This is a genomic window from Providencia rustigianii DSM 4541, from assembly GCF_000156395.1.
GTDB lineage: Bacteria > Pseudomonadota > Gammaproteobacteria > Enterobacterales > Enterobacteriaceae > Providencia > Providencia rustigianii.
In genome coordinates this window covers 90,150-115,199 of the sequence record NZ_GG703822.1, presented here as the reverse complement: position 1 = coordinate 115,199, position 25,050 = coordinate 90,150, and the positions used below count along the sequence as shown (strand labels likewise).

Genomic DNA, 25,050 nt, shown 5'->3' with positions numbered 1-25,050 from the left:
CTCTTCTATTTTTTATTTAGCTCGATAACTTAGGCATATCCGCAATTTCATCTTTTGTTGCACGCCCAAGCAGTGCTTGTGCGGCCTCTAACACATCTTTATGGCAATAGAGAATTTGATAAATTTGCTCAGTAATTGGCATCTCAACACCTGCACGCTCTGCGAGCGCTTTCACTTCTTTGGTATTGCGATAACCTTCAACTACTTGCCCAATGTCTTTTTCCGCATCTTCAACACTAACGCCATTACCGAGCATCATGCCGAATCGACGGTTACGAGATTGGTTATCTGTGCAGGTTAACACTAAATCCCCTAGACCAGCCATACCCATAAATGTGGAAGGGTCTGCCCCGAGTGATACCCCTAGGCGGCTCATTTCAGCCAGCCCGCGGGTGATTAATGCTGTACGTGCATTCGCACCAAACCCCATGCCATCGGAGATACCCGCACCAATCGCAATCACGTTTTTCACGGCACCACCAAGCTGAACACCAATCATGTCTGGGTTTTTATACACACGGAAACTTTTACCACAATGGAATAGCTTCTGTAAGTCATCACCAAATTGGCTATCAGATGCCGCTACAGAAATGGCGGTAGGCAAGCCTGCGGCTAGCTCTTTCGCAAATGTCGGTCCCGATAGTACCGCCAGAGGAATTTCGTTACCTAATACCTCACGCGCTACATCTTGCAACAAGCGCCCCGTATCTCTTTCCAAGCCTTTGGTTGCCCAAATAATACGGGAACCCGCCTGCAGATAAGGTTGGATTTGCTTGAGTACATCACCAAATACATGGCTCGGTACGACTATCAAGATATTCAGACTCGCTTCGACGGCTTTTTTTAAGTCTGTCTCGAGAAATAAACTATCAGGGAAAGAAACGCCAGGCAAAAACGCCTGATTGCTACGTTCTTGGTTTAATTTCTGGATATGTGCAGGATCATGCCCCCACAACACCACCTCATGGCCATTACGCGCTAAAGTAATGGCTAAAGCGGTGCCGTACGAGCCGGCACCGATAACTGTCATTGAAGCAGTTTTCATTAAGAGACCTTATTGAACTTCAGGGGTCTGCTCTTGTTCACCTTGTTGCTGCTGTAAATAGTTCATGAACAGCGCATCAAAGTTAACTGGAGCTAAGTTCAATTGTGGGAAAGTACCACGTCCCACCATGTTAGTAATGGCTTCACGCGCATATGGGAACAGGATGTTCGGGCAGTATGCACCTAAACAATGCGCCATTTGAGTCCCTTCGATGCCTTCAATTGAGAACACACCCGCTTGCTGAACTTCACACAGGAATGCAGTTTCTTCACCAAGAGTCGCGGTAGTGGTTACACGCAGAACAACTTCATAAACCCCTTCACCTAATTGAGTTGAAGACGTATCTAAATCCAGTTTGATCTCTGGTTGCCACTCTTTCTGAAAGATTTGTGGTGCATTAGGTGCTTCAAATGAAACGTCTTTTGCATAAATGCGTTGAATTTGAAATACCATTTCTGAGTTGTTTTGTTCTGACATAATAATTACCTTACTTCCATATTAGAGTTTCGAGATATATTCAATTGCCGACATATATTCAGTGACTGATGTAATGTCGAATAATTACTTCTTACCGCGAGCCAGTGGTAGGTTTTCACCTGCCCAACCAGCGATCCCTTCTTTCAGGACAAAGACTTTTTCAAAACCGTGTTGTGCAAGATGTTCAGCTGGTTTCCCAGATTCCATTCCACTTGCAGAAACGACAATAACAGGTTTCTGTTTATGTTTTTCCAGCTCACCTAAATTATTATCTTTAATTTCAGATGGTGTTAAGTTAATTGAATCAATGATGTGCCCTTTACGGAATTCTTCTCGTGAACGTAGGTCCACAACTACCGCGTCTTCTTTATTAATCATCGTAATCGCTTGAGAACGCACAATGACTTTAGTTTTAGACAATAGGCCTCTGAAGGTCATAACGATTACAGCAACAAATAACACTACCCAGGTCAGACTAACAAAGGTGTTACGACTGACAAATTGCATGATTTCTTGGATCATGGGGGGCAATTACTCCCGTTAGTTAAAAACGAATATCAAAGGGTTCAGAGTATACCTTTGTGTTGAGCTAATTACAGCCAATTAGCGCAAACTAGAATGTCTTTTTTGCGAAAAGACTCGCAGAGTTAACACCTTTTTACTGAAAAAAGGATTCTTTTCTCGAAGCTGTACGCAAACATTTTATCATAAACACGCTCAGACAAAGCTTTGACGGTAAATTAATTACTGGCGAAATCAGAAAAAGCACATCAAAACTAGCTATACGCCAAAAATCAGTAATAATACCCCCTGAAATTTAACTTAGTTGCATACGGTATAATAGTAACTCTCTTAATTTTTAAGGCTTTTAGTACTATTTTTAAGAGAGTACTGGAAAGCATGACTAGCAGATGAAATAATCAGTTATTGTATTTAATTGAGGTGATCTATCACAATGGCCCATACATCCAATCGAATAAAAACTCTTTTTGTTCGTCAGGCTATGATTCCCGCCCTGCTTGGTTTGGGATTATTTGCTTTTGTGCCCTACCCAACGGCACAAGCAAATCAGATCACTGAAAATAAAGGTCAGTTAAACGACCTTCTAAAAAGTATTGCTGAAAAAGAGAAAAGTGTTAGAGAACAACAAGCCCAAAAAAATAATCTTCTCGAACAACTCAAGCAGCAAGAACAAAGTATTTCAACGGCTAGCCGTGGGTTACACCAAACTCAAAATCAATTAAAACAACTAGAAAAAGAGATTTCATCCCTATCTGGCAATATCAGCCAATTACAAAAGAAAAAAATTGAGCAAGAAAAATTACTCGCTGAACAACTTGATGCCGCTTTTCGCCTTGGAAAACATCAAGGTTTATCACTACTCTTAAAGGGTGAAGAAGGTCAGCGTGAAGAGCGAATTCTTGCGTATTACGGTTATCTGAACCAAGCCCGTGAAAAAACGATTATTGGTCTGGAAGAAACCACCCAAGAGTTACACCAACAAAAACAGTTAGAGCAACAAAAACAAGCTGAACAAAAAGCGGCGCTTGCACGACTGCAACAAGAAAAACAAAAACTGGATAATGCCAAAGCTTCTCGACAAAAAACACTCACCGCGTTAGACAGTGCGCTAAAAGAAGATCAAAAAAATCTGGCTGTACTGAGACAAAACGAATCAAGATTACGCGATAAAATTGCCAGAGCTGAACGTGAAGCAAAAGCTAGAGCGGAACGAGAAGCTCGGGAAGCTGCTAAGATTCGTGCTCAAGTGGCAGAAAAAGAACGCCAAGCGAAACAAAAAGGTTCCACTTATAAGCCATCAGACAGTGAGCAATCATTGATGTCCAGAACTGGAGGTTTAGGTCGTCCAGCAGGGCAAGCAATCTGGCCAGTGCGCGGTTCAACACTGCATAATTATGGGGATGTTATCTCCAGTGAGTTACGCTGGAAAGGCATGGTGATCGCGGCCAACGAAGGTACCCAAGTTAAAGCCATTGCTGACGGTCGAGTGTTACTTGCCGATTGGTTACAAGGCTATGGATTAGTGGTCGTCGTGGAACACGGTAAAGGGGATATGAGCCTTTACGGTTATAACCAGAGCGCATTAGTGAACGTCGGGCAAGAAGTCCGAGCAGGGCAGCCGATTGCTTTAGTGGGTAGCAGTGGCGGACAAGAGCGCCCATCCCTCTACTTTGAAATTCGTAGGCAAGGTAAAACTGTTAACCCTCGACCTTGGTTAGGCAAATAGCTGAACCAAGGCACCAAAATGTTAGGAAAATAATTATGTTGAAGTGCTCGCCAATAAAATTTTTGACTAGTTTACTGCTGATAGTCATTTGCTCGCAGGCGAGTGCAGCAAAGCTGGCGATTGTGATTGATGACTTTGGTTACCGCGCAAAAGAAGATAACCAAATACTCGCCATGCCAGCAGCTATCAGCATTGCCATTCTTCCTAACTCGCCCCATGGCATAGAGGTTGCAACACAAGCCTATCAGCAAGGGCGGGATATTTTAATCCATATGCCAATGAAACCCTTGAGTAAACAACCTCTCGAAAAAGACACACTCACTCCCTCCATGAGTGCAGAAGACGTTGACCGAATCATTAAAAATGCGATCAGCCGCGTCCCCCATGCCAAAGGCATGAATAATCATATGGGAAGTGAGATGACCTCCAGCCTATCGGGTATGCGCAATGTGATGCGCTCGTTGTCTCAATCTAATTTATTTTTCTTGGATAGTGTGACCATCGGTAATACACAAGCACAAAATGCCGCTAAAGAATTTGGAGTACCATCCACAAAACGCAATATCTTCATTGATAACCACCAATCTGAAGAAGAAACTCGCGCTCAGCTTAATAAAGCGATTTCCTATGCTCGCAAGCATGGAAGTGCCGTTGCTATTGGCCACCCGCACCCATCCACGGTGCGAGCATTACAAAAATTTATTCCGCTTATCCCTGCGGATGTTGAGTTAGTGCCTGTCAGTACTTTAGTCAATAACCAACCAACAACCACTGAGCCACGTAAACCTCTAAGAATGCAACCAGAAGGGATGAAACCCGCTAAGCCGGAATCCCAAACGCCTGTTCAATTAGACACTAAGCCTGTTGAACCTATCAAGCCAACTGAGCCAGCGATCAGCGAACCAACGGCTCCTGAATCGGGAATTAACCAGCCAGAGCAGCCAGTTGAAATAGGTGTTTGTGATATTGAAGTCCCTCAAACTCGCTTACAAGGAATTGAGTTTTTGATGTCAGTCGTCGAGGCCATTTACCAAGACAAGACTCTGCAACCCTTGCTCTCTGAGAAAAAATCATCTTAGAAGCAACTAAAATACCCAATAAAAAGGGTTCATCAACCATATGGTCATGAACCCTATTATGCGTAACTGTTTGTTTATTAATCCCAGTTCAGAATCACTTTTCCTGATTGACCGGAACGCATCACATCAAAACCTTTTTGGAAATCATCGATAGAAAACTGATGGGTGATAATCGGCGATAAATCGAGTCCAGACTGTATTAACGTTGCCATTTTGTACCAAGTTTCAAACATTTCTCGTCCATAAATACCCTTGATAAACAAACCTTTGAAAATAACTTGGCTCCAATCTGTTGCCATCGATGACGGTGGGATACCCAATAGCGCAATTCTTCCACCGTGGTTCATGGTATCCAACATGGTTTGGAATGCCGGTGGAGCGCCGGAAACTTCTAAAGCAACATCAAAACCTTCTTTCATTCCCAGCTCTTTCATCACATCTTTCAGATTTTCACGGCTCACATTGACCGCTCGGGTCACGCCCATTTTTTTCGCTAACTCAAGGCGATAATCATTTACATCGGTGATGACCACATGACGCGCGCCAACATGGCGACAAACGGCTGCCGCCATGATCCCAATCGGTCCCGCCCCCGAAACCAACACGTCCTCGCCCACTAAATCAAAAGAGAGCGCGGTATGAACCGCATTACCAAAGGGATCAAAAATAGCCGCGATTTCATCAGGAATATTGTCGGGAATTTTGAACGCATTAAATGCAGGGATCACGAGATACTCAGCAAAACACCCGGGACGATTGACTCCTACTCCGATGGTATTTCGGCACAAATGGGTTCGACCGCCGCGGCAATTTCGACAATGACCGCAAGTGATATGCCCTTCGCCAGAGACTCTATCACCAATTTTGAAACCCTTAACTTCCTGCCCAATTTCAACAATTTCCCCTATATATTCATGACCTACCACCATAGGAACTGGGATAGTTTTCTGCGACCATTCATCCCAGTTGTAGATATGAACATCCGTCCCACAAATAGCGGTTTTACGGATTTTGATCATCACATCATTGTGCCCCAATTCCGGTTTCGGAACGTCTGTCATCCATATACCTGGTTCTGCTTTTAATTTGGACAGTGCTTTCATAGGCGACCTTTTATTTAGTGGCTAGATTAATTGAAGCTTTTTGCCAATACGGGTGAATGCATCAACAGCGCGTAAAATATCCTCTTCACTGTGAGCCGCAGACATTTGCGTGCGAATTCGCGCCTGCCCTTGCGGAACAACCGGATAGAAAAATCCGGTGACATAAATACCTTCTTTCAATAATTCAGAAGCAAATTGTTGTGCTACCTTAGCATCCCCTAACATCACAGGGATGATGGCATGGTCTGCTCCTGCGAGGGTAAACCCTGCCGCAGACATTTTTTCTCTAAATAGCACCGCGTTACGCCATAATTTTTCTCGGCGCGCTTTTCCTTCGGTCATCATATCGATAACTTTGATAGACGCCGCCACAATCGCGGGAGCAAGGGAATTAGAGAATAAATAAGGGCGAGAACGTTGGCGTAACCATTCGACAACCTCTTTTTTCGCTGCGGTATACCCACCCGATGCACCACCGAGCGCCTTTCCAAGCGTGCCTGTAATGATGTCGACGCGTCCCATCACGTTGCAATATTCATGGCTGCCACGGCCATTTTCACCGACAAAACCCACTGCGTGGGAATCATCCACCATCACTAAAGCCTGATACTCATCCGCTAAATCACACACGGTTTTCAAATCAGCAATCACACCGTCCATTGAAAAAACACCATCGGTCGCAATCATAATATGCCGAGCGCCTGCGGATTTTGCTTCTTCAAGCCGCTGTTTTAGCTCTACCATATTATTGTTGCTATAGCGGTAACGCTGAGCCTTACACAAACGTACCCCGTCAATAATTGAGGCGTGATTTAAGGCATCGGAAATAATGGCATCTTCAGGCCCCAGTAGCGTTTCAAATAAACCACCGTTAGCATCAAAACAGGAGGAATAGAGGATCGCGTCTTCCATTCCTAGAAAATCAGCCAATTTCTTTTCGAGTACTTTGTGACTGTCTTGGGTTCCACAAATAAAACGCACCGACGCCATCCCAAAACCGTGGCTATCCATTCCCTGCTTGGCGGCTTCAATCAGTGCCGGATGGTTCGCTAGCCCTAAATAGTTATTAGCACAGAAATTAATAACCCGCTGACCACCTTGAATTTCAATATCCGCATCTTGCGAAGTCGTGATTATTCGTTCATTTTTAAACAAGCCATCAGCCTCTATTTGCACCAATTGTTGTTTTATCTGCTGGTAAAATTGATCTGACATGATTTGTTCCTGTATAGAATTCGTTTTCAGAGTTTAATAATAGTCTCTAGAACTAGCGACATCTGCCGGGTAAATAAGTTAAGTTTGTAGGCAAGATCACGATAATTGCCTCAGTAGAGGTAGGATGACTAGGACAATTATCTAGTGGATATACTGTTGTCTACACCAAGAGGTGTTATTATAGGCGCCAATGTCTTATCCCATTTATTCTTAACCCACTTGAGGTATTCCCGATGATCGTAGTCACTGGCGGAGCTGGTTTTATTGGCAGCAATATTGTTAAAGCCCTAAATGATATGGGTCGCACTGATATTTTAGTGGTGGATAACCTGAAAGATGGTACTAAATTTGCCAATCTCGTCGATGTTGATATTGCTGATTATATGGATAAAGAAGACTTTATCGTTAGCGTAATTGCCGGTGATGATTTTGGCGATATCGATGCTGTTTTCCATGAAGGCGCTTGCTCATCCACTACCGAGTGGGATGGCAAATATATGATGGAAAATAACTATCAGTTCTCTAAGGAATTGCTCCATTACTGCCTTGAGCGTGAGATTCCATTCTTGTATGCCTCTTCTGCCGCCACTTACGGTGGGCGCAGTGATAACTTTATCGAAGAGCGCGAGTTTGAAAAACCGCTGAATGTTTATGGCTATTCAAAGTTCCAATTCGACCAGTATGTACGCAGCATCCTGCCAGAAGCGCAATCTCAAGTCTGTGGCTTCCGTTATTTCAACGTTTATGGACCAAATGAGAATCATAAAGGCAGCATGGCGAGCGTTGCTTATCACCTGAATAAACAAATTAATGAAGGCCAAAGTCCAAAATTATTTGAAGGTAGCGAGACTTTCCGTCGTGACTTTATCTATGTGGGGGATGTTGCCGCAGTCAATTTATGGTTCTGGGAACACAATGTTTCTGGGATTTTTAACTGCGGAACCGGTCGCGCGGAATCGTTCCAAGCCGTTGCCGATGCCGTCACCGCATTCCATAAAGATAAAAATGTGGCTATCGAATACATTGAATTCCCTGAAAAATTGAAAGGTCGTTACCAAAGTTTCACCCAAGCGGATCTAACAAAATTACGCGCTGCTGGCTATACCGCACCGTTTAAAACCGTCGCTGAAGGTGTAACCGAGTATATGCAATGGCTGAATAAAGACGCGTAATCGTCATTTGTGAAAATATTGGTTATGAAAATATTAGTGATTGGCCCCTCATGGGTAGGGGATATGATGATGTCACAGAGCCTGTATCGTACGATTAAGGCTCAGCATCCTCATGCTCAAATTGATGTGATGGCGCCCGATTGGTGCCGTCCTTTATTAGCAAAGATGCCAGAAGTATCCCAAGCGATTTCAATGCCACTAGGTCATGGGAAGCTGGCTATTTGCGAACGTCGCCAACTAGGTATCGATTTGCGGAAAAGTGGCTACGACCAAGCAATTGTATTGCCTAATTCAATGAAGTCTGCGTTGATTCCTTTCTTTGCCAATATTGGTAAACGAACCGGATGGCGCGGGGAAATGCGTTATGGGCTACTCAATGATTTACGCCCATTAGATAAACAAGCATTTCCACTGATGGTGCAGCGCTATGTTGCACTGGCATACGATAAGCACACCATTAAATCTGCCAAAGATATCCCCGAACCTATTCTATGGCCTAAATTAGTCACTGATAAACAACAAGTTAACGATACTGTTAGTCAATTTAATATTGATCTTTATCGCCCAATTATTGGCTTTTGCCCCGGCGCGGAATTCGGTCCCGCAAAACGTTGGCCGCACTATCACTATGCCGCATTAGCCCAACGCTTAATCAGTGAGAAAGGCTATCAAGTTTTACTCTTTGGATCTCAAAAAGATCATGAAGCGGGCGAGGAAATTCGTCAAAGTTTAACGGATGAAGCCAGACAATATTGCCTAAATTTTGCGGGTAAAACCTCGCTAGAACAAGCGGTTAATCTTATTGACTCCTGCCAAGCAATTGTCAGTAATGACTCAGGGCTAATGCACGTTGCCGCAGCACTAGATAAGCCCCTCGTCGCATTATATGGGCCTAGTAGCCCAGATTTTACGCCACCATTATCCGATAAGGCCGAAGTGATTCGACTGATTACTGGCTACCATAAAGTACGTAAAGGTGATGGCGAAAGTGGCTATCATCAAAGTTTGATTGATATTCAGCCTCAGAGGGTGCTCGATGCCCTAACCCGTTTGAACATAGGTATTGAATAATGCGCGTGTTATTAGTAAAAACATCATCGATGGGAGATGTTTTGCATTCTCTACCTGCCTTAACCGATGCTCAGATGGCAATACCCAATATTCAATTTGATTGGGTGGTTGAAGAGGGATTTGCACAAATTCCAACTTGGCATAGTGCCGTCAATAACGTTATTCCCGTCGCCATTCGTCGCTGGCGAAAAAATTGGTTTTCAGCCCCGATCCGTGCCGAACGTGCTGAGTTTCGTCGCCAACTACAAGCTACCCACTATGATGCTGTCATTGATGCTCAAGGGTTACTTAAAAGCGCACTGTTAGTGACTCGATTAGCCTATGGTCCAAAACATGGCTATGATCGCCATAGTATTCGCGAACCTGTTGCGAGTTTTTTCTACGATCATCGTTATTCCATTAGTAAGCAGCAACATGCGGTAGAACGTATCCGTCAGCTATTTGCTAAAAGTTTGGGATACGATTGCCCTGAAACACAAGGAAACTACGCTATTGCTCAGCATTTTTCGCAATCAGCTAGCAACCAAGCTGCCCCTTATGTGGTATTTCTGCATTCAACAACCCGTGATGATAAACACTGGTCTGAAGCTCATTGGCGTGAGTTACTTACGTTGATGGCAGAAACTGGCATTCGCGTAAAATTACCATGGGGTGCGGATCATGAGCATCAACGCGCACAGCGATTAGCTGAAGGATTTGATTTTGTGGAGGTTTTACCTAAACTTTCATTAGCAGATGTTGCTCAACAAATCGCCGCTGCAAAAGCCGTGGTTTCTGTGGATACCGGATTAAGCCATTTAACCGCTGCATTAGATAAGCCTAATTTCACGCTGTTTGGCCCTACAGATCCGGGTTTAATTGGCGGCTATGGACAAGGTCAGCATGTGATTAAAGGAGCAGAAAAACGTATGGATGATATTGATGCCAAGGACGTTTTTCAGCGATTAAAAGCCTGCTTATAATGTATTGCTTCCAAAAATTAAGCGGTCATTTGACCGCTTAATTATTTCTCACACCGAAAACTATATTTTATTTTTTCTCTGGTGCAATAAAGCCAAAGCACATGGTTTTTGGTTCAGCATCTGGCTCAGAACGATAAACCACATCTTCTTTCTCAATCGTGAATTGCGGCCAGTATTTGCGTACTTTCGCAAAATCTTCATGGGCGCAGTCATCATATTTCCGACCTAATAAAATCGCACCATGCTGACGAATTTCTGCTTCAGTAATTTCACGGTTATACACATTTGGCGGCATATGATTTTCCAATGTCCATGGCTGGATCACATGAGGTCGGTCTTGCGCATAGATAATAAACCACTGATGCAAATTATCTTCACCGCCAACATATTTTACTGGTGTTCCGTAGCGTTGGTACCAGCGTTGTTCACCTTCAGCAATTAAGGTTTTCACACCAATAAATTTTTGCCCTGCGCCTCGAATATTACCGGCTTGAACAACCAAATAACCTAGCACAACCAAAACACCAAAAATGGCTAACCCTATTAATGGTTTTTTCAGTGATTTTTTCGGCATTACCGTAATAGAACCAACAAATAATGGTGCACAAACCATCATAAAAGGCTGTAACCACTCGGTAATTCGTCCACCATCATGGAAAGAGAACCAACCATAAATAACCGCTAATGGAAATAGAATAATAAAGTTTGCCATACGGTTAGATAACGATTTTGGCCAACCAATTTTTCCACCACAGCAATACAGAATAATTGTAGCAATAATCAGCGGATAAAAGACGCTTAACGCCGCTTCTGTCGTATGCAAATTGAAACCAGGGTCAATCTGTGAACCCACCCACTTAAATGCAGAAAAATCACTCGCCATCAACCAGAAAAAGTTAGGCAAAACGAGAGCAAACCACAAGGCAATGGCAAGGTAAAAAACGGGATATCGATAGCTTTGACGTGCTTGTTTAACAAACAACGTTAGCAAGAAAACGGAGCCAACCAAGGCAAGCGTTGAATATTTCCCCATGGTTGCCAGCCCAGCAAACAGAGCAAAAGGCATCCACCATAATGGATTATCTTCCACCGCACGTAGATATAAATAGATCACCCATGGCCAGAGCGTAACAAGAATATAGTTATCATTGTAAGGAATGATATCGAAATTAATCACTCCGGATAAATTCATCATCAACATCGCAAACCATGCAAGATCGCGACGGTCCGTCAGTCGATAGGCTAATTTCCAAACACCCAATAAACCAAAAGCAATACCGACAAAATGGATAAAATACCAATAAAAGCTGTAGGAAATTCCAAGGTGTATCGCCGGCCACATTAATGTCCCGACAAACCATGGATTTTTAGGGGATCCCCACTCGCCATTCATTCCCCAATTGACAGCTTCGACAGTGTCGTAAGGAACCGTTGGGTCAAAAAAGAAGCTCGCAAGTATCCATGCAATGGCGTAGCCAATGATCCAAAGATACAAGTACTTATTTGAAATTGATTGGTTAGTTATTGGCATTCTATTTTGGCAAAATTTATTTAAAAAATTAAAGGGAATAGCCCATTACTCCAACCAATATAGGTAACAAATAACCATACATTCAGGGAATGGGCAAAGAATTGACTGTGGAGTCTACTACAGTTTATACAAAAAAAACAAAGATGAGAGAAATTGTCATTACTCATTACAGTAATATTCAAGTTCAATCATTTTTTGATGAGTAATTAATTAGATTATTGTTCTCGAGGAGGTAAATAAGGCTGTAGCAATTTTAATAAGCGCTGTAACGCGCCTTGATTTTCGTGCAGAACTTCAGCCGCATGCCGGCCATAGTATAAACGGTAATCTTCATCAGAAAGTAAGCTGGTCACTTCCTGAACCAGTGATTCGCAATCAGTGACCGTAATTAAACCATCTGCTTGAGTTAATTTTGCACAAATATCTTTAAAGTTAAATGTGTGCGGCCCCATTAAAACCGGTAATGCATGAGCGGCAGCTTCCAATGGATTATGCCCACCGGTTTCAACGAGGCTTCCGCCAACAAAGGCAATATCTGCAATTCCGTATAGCAGCATTAACTCGCCCATGGTATCGCCAATAACCACTTGGGTTTCGGCTGTGGGGATCGTACCACTACTACGGCGAATATAACTTAGCCCAGCTTTTTGAGTTAACTCTTCGGCTTTCGTAAAGCGTTCAGGATGGCGAGGTACTAAGATTAATAATAGGTTAGGAAATTTATTGAGCAATTGCCGATGGGCATCCAAAACAATGGATTCTTCACCTTCATGGGTGCTTGTCGCAATCCATACAGGTCGATGAGCAGCCCATTGCCGGCGTAATGTAATCGCTTTTACCGCAAGCTCTGGGGTAACTGAAATATCAAACTTCAAACTTCCTGTCACTTCCAACTGCTTACGTCTTAACCCTAATTGAACAAAACGCTCACCATCTTCTTGGTGCTGCGCAGCTACCATTGTGACGTTTTGCAGCATGCGTTTCACAAAATTACCGAGTTTTTGATAACCCGCCGCTGAGCGTTCTGACAAACGCGCATTCGCAATCACCAAGGGGATATTGCGTTTATGCAGTTGATTGATCATATTTGGCCATAACTCCGTTTCCATAATAATCACTAATTTAGGATCAACATGATTAAGGAAACGGCTCATTGAGCCTGGTAAGTCATAAGGTAGGTAAACATGATTAACATCATCACCAAAGGCTGACAAGACACGCTCGGAACCTGTTGGTGTCATCGTGGTGACAGTAATCGGTAGTGATGGATAGTGATGGCGCAATGCGCGAACTAGGGGTACGGCGGCAAGGGTTTCGCCGACAGAAACAGAATGCAATAAGATACCTTGTGGGACAACTTTACCCGCACAAAAGCCATAGCGCTCTCCCCACCGTTTACGATACGCAGGCGCTTTACGGCTACGCAGTAATAAGCGTATCCAGATTAATGGTTGGATAAGATAAAGAAGTACCTGATATAAACGCAATAACATTCGATCTGATTCACTTACCAAAATTGGCGCTATCTTACCATAAACCATTACTGAAAGTGTGTAGAATCTGTGCCTAAAATTAAACTTAAAATGGACTCATCCCTATCAATCTATGTTGCAAGGGCATCCAATTGCCGCTAATGTGGATTTAACCGTCGCTTATTCATCATGCTGTTTTAGAATAAGTAATTACAAACAATGAGATAGCATCATCATGATACATAAAGCTATTTATCCCGGAACTTTTGACCCCATCACTTCTGGGCACGTTGATATTGTCACCCGTGCGGCGGCGATGTTTGACCATGTATTATTGGCGATTGCCAATAGCCAGCGTAAAAGCCCGATGTTCAATCTTGAAGAACGTGTAGAGTTAGCAAGACAGGTTACCTCTCACTTAGATAATGTCGAAGTCGTTGGTTTTTCTGAGTTGATGGCAAGCTTTGCCCAAAAACACGGAGCAAATATTTTGATTCGTGGCGTGCGTTCTGTCGCTGATTTCGAGTACGAATGGCAATTAGCTAATATGAATCGCCACTTTGTTCCGGATCTAGAAACCGTCTTTTTGCTCCCATCACAGAGCCTTTCTTTTGTATCGTCCTCTTTAATCAAAGACGTTGCGCTCCATGATGGTGACATTTCATCGTTTTTACCACCGATTGTGGCTGAAGCGATGCTAAAAAAGCTCAATAAAGCCTAAGTCTTATTTTTGGCATTGAGGGCAATAAAATGTTGTCCTCTGCCCTTGTTTGATGCTTTCAATGTGCGTGCCGCACATCGAACAAGGCTCACCCTTCTTACCGTAAACAAATAACTCTTGTGCAAAATATCCCGGTTTTCCATCTGATTGTAAAAAATCCTTCAAGGTCGTTCCGCCCTGCTCAATCGAACGTTGTAAAACCTTTTTGATCTGTTTCACTAACTCAGTGATGTCTGCCAAAGTCAGTTGGTTGACCATTTTTTCTGGCGAAATTTTTGATGCAAATAAGGCTTCGTTTGCATAGATATTTCCAACACCAACGACAACTTTGTTATCCATCAACCAAGGTTTCACCGCCACTTTTCTTTTCTTTGCTAAATCAAATAGGTATTGAGGATTAAATTCATCAGAGAGAGGTTCTGGACCTAAATGCGCCAGTACAGAGCTGGTGTCGAGATCTTCACACCATAGCCATGCCCCAAAACGGCGAGGATCGGTATAACGTAGCACTTTGCCATCACCAAGAATCAAATCAACATGGTCATGTTTCTCTTCGGGTAACTCTTCCGTTAAAATTCGTACGCTACCAGACATTCCCAAGTGAACAATGATCCATCCCTTATTCAGCTCAATCAGCAGGTATTTTGCCCGTCGCTGCACGCTCAGCACTTTTTCATCGGCTAAGCTTTTAATTTGTTCACTTACTGGCCAACGTAGGCGGCTATTGCGTACGATCGTATAAGCAATCGTGTTGCCGACCAAGTGAGGCTCGATGCCTCGGCGACTGGTTTCAACTTCGGGAAGTTCTGGCATGATAAATTCTCATTCTATTTATAAATTATTGATGCCTGCTATATAACAGGTTTAGCGATTGTTATATCATGACCCAAAAATAGGTAGGTGAAAATGTTCTTTGTATACAAAAACAGGCTTTTATTTCTTAATTAACTAGAAATACATCACCTATAATGAAGATAACTTTTTATATCAAATAAAGACACTTGGTATTTTCTCGATGAAAAACATTAAATTATCAATAATTATTCCATGCTTTAATAGTGAAAAATACATCGATGAATGTTTATCATCCGTATTAGTTTTTATGAATCCTAACATAGAGGTCATCATTATAAATGATGGTTCAACGGATGATAGTGAGAAAATTATCTTAGCAAAAAAGGAAACGTATTCTGACTTAAATATTCATTATTTGAAAAGAGAAAATGGTGGCCTTTCTAAAGCGAGAAACCATGGGATATCTGTCAGCTCTGGCGAGTATATTGCTTTTCTAGATGCGGATGATTTCTTAGACTCACAATTTTTTTATGAAATAGAATCTATATTATCATCAAATTATGACATTATTGAGTTTGATACATTAAAATTTGAAGATTCAAATCGAGAAATAACTCAAGTAATTAAAACAAGTAACTATTCTGCAGCGATTTCAATCAACGAACCTAACGATTTGTTACCTGTGTTCAATAATAAAAAATGGTTTGCTTGGTCTAGGGTCTACAAAAGTAACTTATTTAAACATACTGGAATACATTATCCTGATGGAATTTTATATGAGGATATGGCTACAACACCAAAGCTATACTTAAAAGCTCAGTCTGTTTATAGCATTAATAAACCTTTGATTCATTATCGTGTAAACGAAACTAGCATTACTCAAACTTTCAGACGAAATGATATCAATAGCCTAATTTATGTTATGGCTACACTGTCATTTATTGCTCTTATTTACGGTCCTTACGTAACGAAAATGCTAATAAAATCACAATCTGAAGCTTTTCATCTACTCAAAAAATCTGTATCTAAAAATACCAAAGAACCATTAAGTGATATAGAGATAAAGCAAATACATCAGTCTATGACGTTATTTAAGCGATATCTTTCGTTGAAAGAAAGGTTACAACTAATCTTCCTTAAGCCATATTTATGGTTCAAAAATAAAACTAGATAAATACTCTTTACTTAATAATTTTAACCATTTTGTAAAACTTAATGACCATATAGGTATTTTTGTGAAATCAATCAATAAGATAGCCATTCAAATTCCATTTATATTACTGTTTTTGATAATTGTAGGTATGTTTACAAATGACACTCAAGGTATCTTAAACATATCTACTGTATTACTTTTTTCGTACTCTATATATACGATAATTACAAAAAAAATAAATATAATTGATGGCCTAATCAAGCTCATTAAAGGACGAAAAACCTTATTTTTATTCATGAGTTGGTGCTTATTATGTGCCATGTTTTTTACCTATTCAGGATTTACCCAAGAGGCATTAAAGGCCATATTTGAAGATTGGCGTTATATTATTGTTTTAACTTTATTTTTGCTTACATTTCAGCATGATGAGATTAAATCAAAAAATGTGATTATCTATGCATTAATTGCAACTCTTGCTTTTATTATTTTCATTATGCCTATTTTGAAACTGATAAAAGGTAGTGATATGGCAATGTATCTTCAGCTTAGATATGGCTTTGCACACTATATGACATTACTATTTCCGTTTACATTCAGTGCTTTTTTTATTTTTGAAAAAGTACGATTAAAAGTATTAATGTTATTTCTTTCTATCATGGCATTTTTATTTTTACTTTACACTGGTAGTCGAGGTGGGGTTCTCTCTGTATTTATTGAATCCATAATATTACTAGTGATCTTATCCTCAGGCTATAAAAAATTAATTGCCAATTGTATTTTTTTGGTTCATTAGCATTATCTATTATAATAATATCTTATATTAGTATACCTCAAGTTAAGTATAAAATAGACCAATCCTTATACTCTAATAATGTCACATCTAATAGAGATGTTCTTATTAAATCTAGATTACCTGCTTTTACTAAAGAAGGGAAAAATTTAATATTCGGTGTTGGTTATGGTTCTGTTGCTTATGATAGATATTTACACGATAATAATACAAAGAAAGTAGTTGGTGCTTTTTCTGAAAAGAAAAATGCTTATGTTTTTCATAACGATGACCCATTTTTTCTCAATGTTTTTTATAATGTTGGGATTATTGGTTTAATTTTATTTTGTATTACATTCTTTATTAATATAAAAGATTTAATTAAAAACATTAGAATAGAAAAAAATATACTCAATGTTGGTTTGCTTGCTTCATCTATTGGCTATTTTTTAGTATATTGTCTATTCGAATTTATCTTTTTAGATATCTTTATTTTATACAATATACTTACCGCTATTTTTATTAATAGGGTACTTACTAAAAAATAGAATAAAAAAAGCCATCGTGTTAATGATGGCTTTTTTATAGAAAATTAATTTTAATGGAATGTTTTTTTCATTAAATATTGAATAGTTGTAAAAATAAATTCAACATACTTCCCATTTTTACGTAAGTGTGATTTTTTACGAGATAGTTGCTTATAGCCTTCAGGTTTTAGTAATGGAATATTTTTCCATGGAGAATTCTTTCGCGCACTCTCCAGATACTTATACTCCTCATAAAAACTAGCCCATTCATGAAATGGCTTCGTTAAACCTACAAAATGAATGAAAACAACAGAGTCAGGGATTTTAGCTAAATGTCCTTTACTTGTAATGTACCAATCCAATGAAAACATATAGTTATAATTTTCACTAATATTAATTAATTTATCATTCAATAATACATTGAGCGCATCTTGATCTGGATGACTAAAATCATTCTTTTCAACTAGCTCAATAACCCTATTAGGTATATTTTCTTGAGCTAGATGCTTAAGAGACATATATAAAAATCCAGAATTAAAATACTTACTCATATCAATTGGTAAATTTTGTTTTTCACTACAGAACTTATCTTTAACCGCATAGACGAACGTTTTCTCGTCAAATGTTAATGCTTTTAGCTCTGATAGGTCACCTTTACAGATAATATCTGCATCTAAATACAATAGACTATCAATTGAACTCGATAAGTAAGAAATAATAAGTAATCTAAAATAAATAGCATGGCTCCAAGCCTTAGAAGGCAAAGGAAGCAATTTAAACTTTTCGTTATCAATAAAATAAATTGTTATTTTATGTGAAGTACCTTGAACGGCTTCACGGAATAAATTTTCATCGGGTAGATTATCAACAAAGATATGAAAGTGAAAATCCGTATCTTTATTATTCAGCATCACTGAGGCAATAGATGTACCAACTCCATACAGAAATTTCTCATCGACGCCATAACCGATATGAAAATAGCTATTCTCGTGTCTTTCATTATCGTTTATTTTTATCAATGATTTGATCATATCATTGTTTATCATGTAATTACCTTTTATCCATTCAAATATAAAATCTGAATAACTGTATGTGGTACTGAATACCGATCATAGCCTATAAGCTATATTTTAAACTTCTCTGACGTATTTTTTCTGATCTTTTCTGAGCAATATCCAGTAATCTTTGCTCTTGCCTTAAAATATCCTTTAACGGCAATTCAAAGTAAGTCTTCATAAACCGATAAATATCGCGTTGGGTTAAACCAATTTCAGATGAAGAAAAGTATAGCCCAATCAAATCTTTGTTTCGCCAACGCATCGGTACCGATTTTCTTAATTGCGCGCGATGTAAATCAATCACTGAAATTTTTAAATCTTGCTGATCTTCTGTGAAAGGTAAATGCAGTAAAAAATGGCAAATATAACAGTCTCGGTGGTTAATGCCTGCACCGTGCATCTTGCGAACCATTTCAGCCACACGCTGAATAATCATCTGTTTGGTTTTAAATTTCGGAGGTTCTTTCGCCCAGTTTGCGCAAAAATCTTCTAAGCTCACCGTCGGTGTCAAATCTTCAGTAATAATAAAAGAGTGGCGACGTAAAGGATTGAAACCTTTCTGACCAAATGCTCGACCATTCATGGTGTCAACACCGACCTGAGTCAGTGTATGAATGGCATTCCATTCCCTATCCGCCCCTAAGACAGGTAAACGGAACGATATTAAATTTTTCAGTACTTCTTTTAGCGTTGTGCCATAGTGGATTTTAATAAAATAACTTTTGTCATCGAGCTGAAAACGTAGTGTCTTACGGGTTTCTAAGGCACGAAACACCTCACCCTGCAACTTATCAGTCTCAACAAATGGGTCTTTATCTTTCCATAGCTCATTAAAAGGAGCTTTTAACTCAACCATTCGAGCATCCTAAAATAATGTCTGCGGCTTTTTCCGGTAAACTATACAGATCTTCTGTATCAGCAAAGTATTTAGCATTGTTTGCCCATTGCTCACGTTGCTGAGTATTTTGCAAACTCTCTGATAGCACGTTATTCAATATTTCTTGGTCAAACGGCTCTTGAATCACCATGCCACATTGGGCTTGGTTGATAAAAGGTGCATAGCCACAAACTTCAGTCACAATGATGGGTAAACCCGCAACAATTGCCTCAAGAAGCACGATACCGGCAGCCTCTTGATAAGCCGGGTGCATCAGTATATCTGCGGCCGCCATCAGCTCAGCAACATCATTACGTCCACTAAAAAATGATACTTGCGGCTCTATACCTAGTTGCTGCGCTAAGCGCTGATATTTAGCCGGTTTATCCTGTCCAACTACCATTAATCGTGTCTTGCTCCTGATCGATTCAGGTAGTGCCGCCATCGCCTTCAGTGTTCTATCCACGCCTTTGCGTTTAAAATCAGAGCCCACTTGGAGTAACAAAAATGCAGAGTCTGGGATTTGATTTTTCTCTCGATAGATACGTTTCGCGTCGGCTATCTGCTGATCATATTTTCTATCCAGAGCAATACCTGGCGGTAACATATGAAAACGTTCGGGCTCCGTTGAATAATGCGTTTTAAAATGGGCAATCTGATGAGGCGTTAACATCATTAATTGAGTCGGTTTTCCCATTTGAAAAACAGCTTTTTCAAATGCCGCATAGTGCTTATAACGTGGGGTTAATTTATAGAAAAAGCCTTTTTCTTCCGCCACCTTTTGCGCATAGCAAACATCCGCGGCAAAATAGACATCTAATCCCGGCATTTTATTAAAACCAACAACGCGATCCGCAGGATGTTGCTTTAAGTGGTTTATAACCCACTCACAATATTGTGAATTACGCCCATGATTGGTATTAGAGGTGACCGGAACAATGATAATTTCAAAATGTTCCGGACGTTCGCCTTCCCATGACTGAGTATAAACTCGAATATGATGGCCACGAGCTTGGCAAGCTGTTGCAATGCGAAGAAAATCTCGCTGTAACCCACCAAATGGGAAATATTTATACAGACAGAATGCCAAAACCATAATTAATACCTTCCCATCATTGAGCGCATATTCATGGGTAACATCTGTTCAGTAGCTTTAATCACATCCGAAGCAGGGATCACAGAAAGATACTTTTTATTTCTGTCCAGATCATCACGCAGAGGCATGTTTTCATAATCTCCAGCCCAGAATTTCACCACGTTATCACTCCATGGACGCCAGAAAATATGGTTGGTTGCACCAAACAGACACACAATTGGAGTTTTGACTGCGGCAGCAATGTGCATCGGAGCCGAATCTACACCAATAAATAATGCGGCATGGGCAATTAGCGCACCTAATTCAGGGAATGAGGTTTTACCTGCTAATTCAGTAATAGGCCTTGTTTTACAGCCATCCGCAATGTGATTCACACAGTCTAAATCGTCTTTGCTTGGACCTGATGTTAGAACTACCTGATACCCACGAGATTGCAGTGCATCAATCACTGCCGAGAATTTTTCGTCATCCCAGCATTTAAAAATTTGGCGAGCTGTCGGTTGGATCACGACGTAGCTACTGTGAACACCAAGGTCCAATAGTTTTTGATCAATATTTTTCCAATCTTGTTCAGCATACGACATCGTCAGATCAGTATTTAACTCTTTAAGTTCTAAAGGTTTAAGAACCGATAAGTTATTTAATACCACATGCTCCCCTTGTGGAGGGGTGAGATGGGTAAAACTGTTACGCCAATATTGGGAATCTCGGTGTTCGAATTGATGGGAAATTTTCATTTCTGCGGGAATGGCTCTTACCAATAGAGAAACCATCCACTGGTCTGCGAGGTTAACGACCAAATCATACTTATTGCTACGCAATTTAAACAACAAGCTTAAGAAATTACAGGCTTTACTTAAACCACCACTTTTCTTTCCTTTCATGCCATATAAAGCATGAATATCGGTATTTTCAGACAAAATAGGAATGGTGTCCTGATAAAGTAAAACATCAATTTGGGCATCAGGATAATTTTGCTTCAATGAGCTGATAACAGGCGTTGTCAGTAACATGTCACCATGAAACCGCATCTTGATTACAAGAATTTTTTTAAACTGTTTTTTCACCAGGCGCTCTTAATCAGGTCTATATGTAAATTGATATGGATTTGACAATAAATAACGTTATTAATTCAATGAATACTGAATATGTTACTACGTTCAGAATAATGGTTATAGTTTTTAATCAATATCCCTTTTGGAACGCTATTTTTTCTGTGATTTTGGCAATTTTAGACATAAAAAAACCCAGCCTAAGCTGGGTTCTTCGTACGCAGAAAGCAAAACTACTTGATTTTTGCTTCTTTGTAGATCACATGCTTACGAACAACTGGATCGAATTTTTTCAGTTCCAGTTTTTCCGGCATTGTGCGCTTGTTCTTCGTAGTGGTATAGAAGTGACCTGTACCTTCAGAAGAAACCAGCTTGATTTTCTCGCGAATACCTTTAGCCATTTTTTAGCTCCTTAGTACTTCTCACCACGGGTACGCAGTTCAGCTAGAACAGCATCAATACCCTTTTTATCGATAACACGCATACCTTTAGCAGATACACGCAGTGTTACGAAACGTTTCTCAGACTCAACCCAGAAACGGTGAGAGTGCAGGTTTGGCAAAAAACGACGTTTGGTCGCGTTTAATGCGTGTGAACGGTTGTTACCGCTCATTGGACGCTTGCCGGTAACTTGGCAGACTCGTGACATGTCTATTCTCCAAAAATCTAATCAGCTCGAGCTTTTTTGTTCTGGGCTTGACTGCCTCGTCAGGCTTTGGAGCCCATCTCAGCAAACTTTTAAGTGATCAACAAAATATATTTATCTTAGCAAAAAAATTTACTGAGATAGGCTCTTCTCGTCAAACCCGAGATCCTTAAAGGTGGCGTAGTATACGCTTTCAATCGTTTTCACTCAAGCCCAACAGAGCAAAAGTTGTCATTTTTTAGCCAAAAAAATAATTTTATAGCCATCCGCGCTCCACAAACGAGACACAATGTTTGTGTCCGACGACAAAATGGTCAAGTAATTTAATCCCCATAATCGAGCATGCGCTATGAATACGTTCAGTCACTTGCTTATCTGCAATACTCGGTTCTGGGTTACCTGATGGGTGATTATGCGCCAAAATAATGCTGCTAGCATTCATTTTCATGGCAAACCGCAAAATTTCTCTCGGATGTACTTCAACTCGGTTCACCGTTCCTTTAAACATCTCTTCGTGGCAGATGATTTGATTCTGATTATTCAGAAATATCACCATAAAAACTTCTCTTTCTTGCCCTGCAAATAGCTCCATTAATCTATTTTTAAGCATTTCAGGGCTAGTCATGTTGTCTTCATAGAGAAATTGGGCTGAAAAACAGCGCCTTGCCAGCTCACTGGCCGCCTGTAACTGAGTAAACTTACAGTCTCCCATTCCTTTACACTTCGTGAGCTTTGCATGATCGGCTTGAATTAAGAGATACAATGAACCAAATTCCCTTAATAATCGTTCAGAGAACTGTAAAACAGGCTCTCCACGACTGCCTGTTCGTAGAAATATTGCCAGTAACTCAGCATCAGATAACGAAGCTGCACCATATGCCAACATTTTTTCCCGTGGTTGCAGCGCAATAAATTCATCCATAATTGTACCTTTCTCCCCATAGGCGCCCTTTTTAACCAAAGAAAAAAAGACCAACAACAACTTCAGTAATCCTTTGCGTAGCGCTTCGCAAAAATAGTATGGAGATGCAAAATCGAGTATCTCAACTACTCTATTGATATGGTAAGATGCCCTTCATGTTGACTAAACCGGATAAAGCCATGAATCAACAACTTTCAGATAACCCATTATCAGGTAAGAGAATTGTTCTCGGTATCAGTGGTGGGATCGCCGCGTATAAAATACCAGAGCTCACTCGCCGGTTACGTGATGAAGGGGCATCTGTACGTGTTGTAATGACCTCAGCCGCAAAAGCATTTATCACCCCATTAACCTTGCAAGCGGTTTCTGGGCACCCAGTTTCCGATGATTTATTAGATCCGGCGGCCGAGGCTGCAATGGGTCACATTGAATTGGCTAAATGGGCCGATATAATTATTCTCGCGCCGGCAACCGCTGATTTAATAGCTCGCTTGAGTTCAGGTATGGCAAATGATTTGCTCACAACGGTTTGTCTTGCATCCGCTGCACCCATTGCAGTTGTGCCCGCAATGAATCAACAAATGTATCGAGCCTCCGTCACACAAGAGAATTTAATCAGACTGCAACAACGCCAGTTTATGATTTGGGGACCTGATGAAGGTAGCCAAGCTTGCGGTGATATTGGTCCAGGTCGCATGATTGCCCCCTTAGAGATTGTACGCTTAGTAAGTAATTACTTTCGTGGATGTACAGACTTGCAAGGTATCTCAATGATGATTACCGCAGGCCCAACACGAGAAGATTTAGACCCTGTGCGTTTTATTAGTAATCATAGTTCTGGGAAAATGGGATTTGCTATCGCACAGGCAGCCAGGGCCCGTGGAGCCAAAGTGACCTTAATTGCGGGTCCAGTCAGTCTCGCAACACCTGAAGGTGTCGAACGCATTAATGTGACCAGTGCTCTCGATATGTATGAGCACGTCCATCAGTCCATTGCCCAGCAAGATATTTTTATTGGTTGTGCAGCTGTTGCAGATTATCGAGCAAAAACCGTTGCTGAGAATAAAATCAAAAAGCAAGGCGACGAAATTTCTATTACACTCGTGAAAAATCCAGATATCGTCGCGAGTGTCGGTCAATTAAAACAAAATCGACCTTATGTTGTTGGATTTGCGGCAGAAACTCAAAATGTAGAAGAGTATGCCCAACAAAAACGCCTACAAAAGCAATTAGATTTAATTTGTGCTAATGATGTTTCCCTCGCAGATAACGGTTTTAATAGTGATAACAATGCACTACACCTGTTTGATGCTGATGGCGATGTTCGTTTACCACATTGCAGTAAAATTGAATTAAGCCACCATTTACTTGACGAGATACTTCAACGTTATGAAAAAAATCGATCTAAAAATTCTTGATGCCCGTATTGGGACTGAGTTTCCACTGCCAACTTATGCAACGACTGGCTCCGCGGGTTTAGATTTACGTGCATGTATTGATGCACCTATCGATTTGGCGCCGGGTCAAACAGAATTAGTCCCGACGGGTTTAGCTATCCATATCGCTGATGAACAACTCGCCGCGGTGATCTTGCCTCGTTCAGGATTAGGCCACAAACACGGTGTAGTCTTAGGTAACCTAGTGGGTCTGATTGATTCAGATTACCAAGGTCCATTAATGGTATCTGTATGGAACCGTGGAGATAAAGTTTTCACTATTGAGCCAGGTGAACGTATGGCACAAATGGTCTTTGTCCCAGTCGTTCAAGCTGAATTTAATATTGTTGATAATTTTGATGCAACAGAGCGCGGAGAAGGCGGTTTCGGTCATTCTGGTCGCCAGTAAATTTAGCTCGGTAACCTTTAAGCACAATATAGGCGTTAAGAAAGCGCCTATATTAATGAATAAAGATAGTCATTACAGTGCCTACCTCTCACGTAAATTGTGCAGATTTGGTTATAATCTCTACATATTTTAAATCGCTTTTGTACTGAGTGTGACTTTACTCAGAGCGAAATTTTGGATAGTTTGTCTTGCTGTTTTAGCAGGGGTCTTATCA

26 protein-coding genes are annotated in these 25,050 nt (G+C 40.7%); 11 read left to right on the top strand and 15 right to left on the bottom strand.

Features of this window, described 5'->3' with window-relative positions:
• Positions 1-16: 16 nt before the first annotated feature.
• The 3 genes from gpsA to PROVRUST_RS17305 form a co-directional block, all read right to left on the bottom strand.
• Complete coding sequence (gene gpsA, locus PROVRUST_RS17315) at positions 17-1,045, bottom strand: NAD(P)H-dependent glycerol-3-phosphate dehydrogenase (protein WP_006816199.1); 1,029 nt, start codon at positions 1,043-1,045, stop codon at positions 17-19.
• A 9-nt stretch (positions 1,046-1,054) separates the two neighbouring features.
• Positions 1,055-1,522 carry a protein-export chaperone SecB gene (gene secB / locus PROVRUST_RS17310; RefSeq protein WP_006816198.1) on the bottom strand — a complete coding sequence of 156 codons (468 nt, stop codon included), beginning with the start codon at positions 1,520-1,522 and terminating at the stop codon, positions 1,055-1,057.
• An 84-nt stretch (positions 1,523-1,606) separates the two neighbouring features.
• Complete coding sequence (locus PROVRUST_RS17305) at positions 1,607-2,044, bottom strand: rhodanese-like domain-containing protein (protein ID WP_006816197.1); 438 nt, start codon at positions 2,042-2,044, stop codon at positions 1,607-1,609.
• A gap of 433 nt (positions 2,045-2,477) precedes the next feature.
• Here PROVRUST_RS17305 and envC point away from each other — a divergent pair, with 433 nt between their 5' ends.
• Both envC and PROVRUST_RS17295 read left to right on the top strand, forming a co-directional pair.
• On the top strand, positions 2,478-3,770 hold the full coding sequence (gene envC, locus PROVRUST_RS17300) for a murein hydrolase activator EnvC (protein ID WP_006816196.1): 1,293 nt from the start codon (positions 2,478-2,480) through the stop codon (positions 3,768-3,770).
• Positions 3,771-3,805: 35 nt separating this feature from the next.
• Positions 3,806-4,849, top strand: a complete 1,044-nt coding sequence (locus PROVRUST_RS17295) for a divergent polysaccharide deacetylase family protein (RefSeq protein ID WP_039855873.1) — start codon at positions 3,806-3,808, stop codon at positions 4,847-4,849.
• A gap of 77 nt (positions 4,850-4,926) precedes the next feature.
• On the opposite strand, the gene tdh is transcribed toward PROVRUST_RS17295, so the two are convergent.
• Both tdh and PROVRUST_RS17285 read right to left on the bottom strand, forming a co-directional pair.
• Positions 4,927-5,952, bottom strand: coding sequence for an L-threonine 3-dehydrogenase (gene tdh / locus PROVRUST_RS17290; protein ID WP_006816194.1), 1,026 nt, complete (start codon positions 5,950-5,952; stop codon positions 4,927-4,929).
• Between the two features lie 21 nt (positions 5,953-5,973).
• A complete protein-coding gene (locus PROVRUST_RS17285; protein WP_006816193.1) occupies positions 5,974-7,167 on the bottom strand; it encodes a glycine C-acetyltransferase in 1,194 nt (397 codons plus the stop codon).
• A gap of 233 nt (positions 7,168-7,400) precedes the next feature.
• Between PROVRUST_RS17285 and rfaD the strand changes: the two genes are divergently transcribed.
• The 3 genes from rfaD to rfaC are packed head-to-tail and all read left to right on the top strand — an operon-like array spanning position 7,401 to position 10,372.
• On the top strand, positions 7,401-8,339 hold the full coding sequence (gene rfaD, locus PROVRUST_RS17280) for an ADP-glyceromanno-heptose 6-epimerase (RefSeq protein ID WP_006816192.1): 939 nt from the start codon (positions 7,401-7,403) through the stop codon (positions 8,337-8,339).
• Positions 8,340-8,363: 24 nt separating this feature from the next.
• Positions 8,364-9,410, top strand: a complete 1,047-nt coding sequence (gene rfaF, locus PROVRUST_RS17275; RefSeq protein ID WP_006816191.1) for an ADP-heptose--LPS heptosyltransferase RfaF — start codon at positions 8,364-8,366, stop codon at positions 9,408-9,410.
• Positions 9,410-10,372, top strand: a complete 963-nt coding sequence (gene rfaC, locus PROVRUST_RS17270) for a lipopolysaccharide heptosyltransferase RfaC (RefSeq protein ID WP_006816190.1) — start codon at positions 9,410-9,412, stop codon at positions 10,370-10,372. The genes rfaF and rfaC overlap by 1 nt, the downstream gene beginning before the upstream one ends.
• Positions 10,373-10,439: 67 nt before the next feature.
• Here rfaC and PROVRUST_RS17265 read toward each other — a convergent pair whose 3' ends face one another.
• A complete protein-coding gene (locus PROVRUST_RS17265; RefSeq protein WP_006816189.1) occupies positions 10,440-11,903 on the bottom strand; it encodes an ArnT family glycosyltransferase in 1,464 nt (487 codons plus the stop codon).
• 215 nt (positions 11,904-12,118) lie between these two features.
• A complete protein-coding gene (gene waaA, locus PROVRUST_RS17260; RefSeq protein ID WP_039855892.1) occupies positions 12,119-13,396 on the bottom strand; it encodes a lipid IV(A) 3-deoxy-D-manno-octulosonic acid transferase in 1,278 nt (425 codons plus the stop codon).
• A 214-nt stretch (positions 13,397-13,610) separates the two neighbouring features.
• Between waaA and coaD the strand changes: the two genes are divergently transcribed.
• A complete protein-coding gene (gene coaD, locus PROVRUST_RS17255; RefSeq protein ID WP_006816187.1) occupies positions 13,611-14,096 on the top strand; it encodes a pantetheine-phosphate adenylyltransferase in 486 nt (161 codons plus the stop codon).
• Positions 14,097-14,099: 3 nt separating this feature from the next.
• Here the strand turns inward: coaD and mutM are convergent, their stop codons facing one another.
• Entirely contained in the window at positions 14,100-14,909 is an 810-nt protein-coding gene (gene mutM / locus PROVRUST_RS17250) for a bifunctional DNA-formamidopyrimidine glycosylase/DNA-(apurinic or apyrimidinic site) lyase (RefSeq protein ID WP_006816186.1), read from the bottom strand.
• A gap of 202 nt (positions 14,910-15,111) precedes the next feature.
• Between mutM and PROVRUST_RS17245 the strand changes: the two genes are divergently transcribed.
• The 3 genes from PROVRUST_RS17245 (at position 15,112) to PROVRUST_RS17235 (ending at position 17,361) form a co-directional block, all read left to right on the top strand.
• Positions 15,112-16,065, top strand: coding sequence for a glycosyltransferase family 2 protein (locus PROVRUST_RS17245; RefSeq protein WP_006816185.1), 954 nt, complete (start codon positions 15,112-15,114; stop codon positions 16,063-16,065).
• A 61-nt stretch (positions 16,066-16,126) separates the two neighbouring features.
• Complete coding sequence (locus PROVRUST_RS17240; protein ID WP_006816184.1) at positions 16,127-16,837, top strand: hypothetical protein; 711 nt, start codon at positions 16,127-16,129, stop codon at positions 16,835-16,837.
• Positions 16,816-17,361 (top strand): O-antigen ligase family protein, encoded by a 546-nt coding sequence (locus PROVRUST_RS17235; RefSeq protein ID WP_006816183.1) that lies wholly within the window; start codon positions 16,816-16,818, stop codon positions 17,359-17,361. Before PROVRUST_RS17240 ends, PROVRUST_RS17235 begins: the two co-directional genes overlap by 22 nt.
• A gap of 50 nt (positions 17,362-17,411) precedes the next feature.
• Here PROVRUST_RS17235 and PROVRUST_RS17230 read toward each other — a convergent pair whose 3' ends face one another.
• From PROVRUST_RS17230 to radC, 7 genes are all read right to left on the bottom strand, one after another.
• Entirely contained in the window at positions 17,412-18,386 is a 975-nt protein-coding gene (locus PROVRUST_RS17230) for a glycosyltransferase (protein WP_006816181.1), read from the bottom strand.
• A 70-nt stretch (positions 18,387-18,456) separates the two neighbouring features.
• A complete protein-coding gene (gene rfaP, locus PROVRUST_RS17225; protein WP_006816180.1) occupies positions 18,457-19,254 on the bottom strand; it encodes a lipopolysaccharide core heptose(I) kinase RfaP in 798 nt (265 codons plus the stop codon).
• On the bottom strand, positions 19,247-20,371 hold the full coding sequence (locus PROVRUST_RS17220; protein WP_006816179.1) for a glycosyltransferase family 4 protein: 1,125 nt from the start codon (positions 20,369-20,371) through the stop codon (positions 19,247-19,249). Before PROVRUST_RS17220 ends, rfaP begins: the two co-directional genes overlap by 8 nt.
• 2 nt (positions 20,372-20,373) lie before the next feature.
• Positions 20,374-21,438 (bottom strand): lipopolysaccharide core heptosyltransferase RfaQ, encoded by a 1,065-nt coding sequence (gene rfaQ, locus PROVRUST_RS17215; protein ID WP_006816178.1) that lies wholly within the window; start codon positions 21,436-21,438, stop codon positions 20,374-20,376.
• Positions 21,439-21,656: 218 nt separating this feature from the next.
• Positions 21,657-21,824 (bottom strand): 50S ribosomal protein L33, encoded by a 168-nt coding sequence (rpmG, locus tag PROVRUST_RS17210; RefSeq protein WP_004265124.1) that lies wholly within the window; start codon positions 21,822-21,824, stop codon positions 21,657-21,659.
• An 11-nt stretch (positions 21,825-21,835) separates the two neighbouring features.
• On the bottom strand, positions 21,836-22,072 hold the full coding sequence (gene rpmB / locus PROVRUST_RS17205) for a 50S ribosomal protein L28 (protein ID WP_004265123.1): 237 nt from the start codon (positions 22,070-22,072) through the stop codon (positions 21,836-21,838).
• Positions 22,073-22,325: 253 nt separating this feature from the next.
• The gene (gene radC / locus PROVRUST_RS17200; RefSeq protein ID WP_039855865.1) at positions 22,326-22,991 is read right to left on the bottom strand and encodes a RadC family protein; all 666 of its coding nucleotides are present in this window, start codon (positions 22,989-22,991) and stop codon (positions 22,326-22,328) included.
• A 179-nt stretch (positions 22,992-23,170) separates the two neighbouring features.
• Between radC and coaBC the strand changes: the two genes are divergently transcribed.
• Positions 23,171-24,409 carry a bifunctional phosphopantothenoylcysteine decarboxylase/phosphopantothenate--cysteine ligase CoaBC gene (coaBC, locus tag PROVRUST_RS17195; protein ID WP_039855889.1) on the top strand — a complete coding sequence of 413 codons (1,239 nt, stop codon included), beginning with the start codon at positions 23,171-23,173 and terminating at the stop codon, positions 24,407-24,409.
• Positions 24,381-24,836 carry a dUTP diphosphatase gene (gene dut, locus PROVRUST_RS17190; RefSeq protein WP_006816175.1) on the top strand — a complete coding sequence of 152 codons (456 nt, stop codon included), beginning with the start codon at positions 24,381-24,383 and terminating at the stop codon, positions 24,834-24,836. The genes coaBC and dut overlap by 29 nt, the downstream gene beginning before the upstream one ends.
• Positions 24,837-25,050: the final 214 nt, after the last annotated feature.

Excerpts from the sequence above, each read along its gene's own strand:
- gpsA (WP_006816199.1), bottom strand. The coding sequence starts at position 1,045 with ATGAAAACTGCTTCAATGACAGTTATCGGTGCCGGCTCGTACGGCACC.
- secB (WP_006816198.1), bottom strand. The coding sequence starts at position 1,522 with ATGTCAGAACAAAACAACTCAGAAATGGTATTTCAAATTCAACGCATT.
- PROVRUST_RS17305 (WP_006816197.1), bottom strand. The coding sequence starts at position 2,044 with ATGATCCAAGAAATCATGCAATTTGTCAGTCGTAACACCTTTGTTAGT.
- envC (WP_006816196.1), top strand. The coding sequence starts at position 2,478 with ATGGCCCATACATCCAATCGAATAAAAACTCTTTTTGTTCGTCAGGCT.
- PROVRUST_RS17295 (WP_039855873.1), top strand. The coding sequence starts at position 3,806 with ATGTTGAAGTGCTCGCCAATAAAATTTTTGACTAGTTTACTGCTGATA.
- tdh (WP_006816194.1), bottom strand. The coding sequence starts at position 5,952 with ATGAAAGCACTGTCCAAATTAAAAGCAGAACCAGGTATATGGATGACA.
- PROVRUST_RS17285 (WP_006816193.1), bottom strand. The coding sequence starts at position 7,167 with ATGTCAGATCAATTTTACCAGCAGATAAAACAACAATTGGTGCAAATA.
- rfaD (WP_006816192.1), top strand. The coding sequence starts at position 7,401 with ATGATCGTAGTCACTGGCGGAGCTGGTTTTATTGGCAGCAATATTGTT.
- rfaF (WP_006816191.1), top strand. The coding sequence starts at position 8,364 with ATGAAAATATTAGTGATTGGCCCCTCATGGGTAGGGGATATGATGATG.
- rfaC (WP_006816190.1), top strand. The coding sequence starts at position 9,410 with ATGCGCGTGTTATTAGTAAAAACATCATCGATGGGAGATGTTTTGCAT.
- PROVRUST_RS17265 (WP_006816189.1), bottom strand. The coding sequence starts at position 11,903 with ATGCCAATAACTAACCAATCAATTTCAAATAAGTACTTGTATCTTTGG.
- waaA (WP_039855892.1), bottom strand. The coding sequence starts at position 13,396 with ATGTTATTGCGTTTATATCAGGTACTTCTTTATCTTATCCAACCATTA.
- coaD (WP_006816187.1), top strand. The coding sequence starts at position 13,611 with ATGATACATAAAGCTATTTATCCCGGAACTTTTGACCCCATCACTTCT.
- mutM (WP_006816186.1), bottom strand. The coding sequence starts at position 14,909 with ATGCCAGAACTTCCCGAAGTTGAAACCAGTCGCCGAGGCATCGAGCCT.
- PROVRUST_RS17245 (WP_006816185.1), top strand. The coding sequence starts at position 15,112 with ATGAAAAACATTAAATTATCAATAATTATTCCATGCTTTAATAGTGAA.
- PROVRUST_RS17230 (WP_006816181.1), bottom strand. The coding sequence starts at position 18,386 with ATGATAAACAATGATATGATCAAATCATTGATAAAAATAAACGATAAT.
- rfaP (WP_006816180.1), bottom strand. The coding sequence starts at position 19,254 with ATGGTTGAGTTAAAAGCTCCTTTTAATGAGCTATGGAAAGATAAAGAC.
- PROVRUST_RS17220 (WP_006816179.1), bottom strand. The coding sequence starts at position 20,371 with ATGGTTTTGGCATTCTGTCTGTATAAATATTTCCCATTTGGTGGGTTA.
- rpmG (WP_004265124.1), bottom strand. The coding sequence starts at position 21,824 with ATGGCTAAAGGTATTCGCGAGAAAATCAAGCTGGTTTCTTCTGAAGGT.
- rpmB (WP_004265123.1), bottom strand. The coding sequence starts at position 22,072 with ATGTCACGAGTCTGCCAAGTTACCGGCAAGCGTCCAATGAGCGGTAAC.
- radC (WP_039855865.1), bottom strand. The coding sequence starts at position 22,991 with ATGGATGAATTTATTGCGCTGCAACCACGGGAAAAAATGTTGGCATAT.
- coaBC (WP_039855889.1), top strand. The coding sequence starts at position 23,171 with ATGAATCAACAACTTTCAGATAACCCATTATCAGGTAAGAGAATTGTT.
- dut (WP_006816175.1), top strand. The coding sequence starts at position 24,381 with ATGAAAAAAATCGATCTAAAAATTCTTGATGCCCGTATTGGGACTGAG.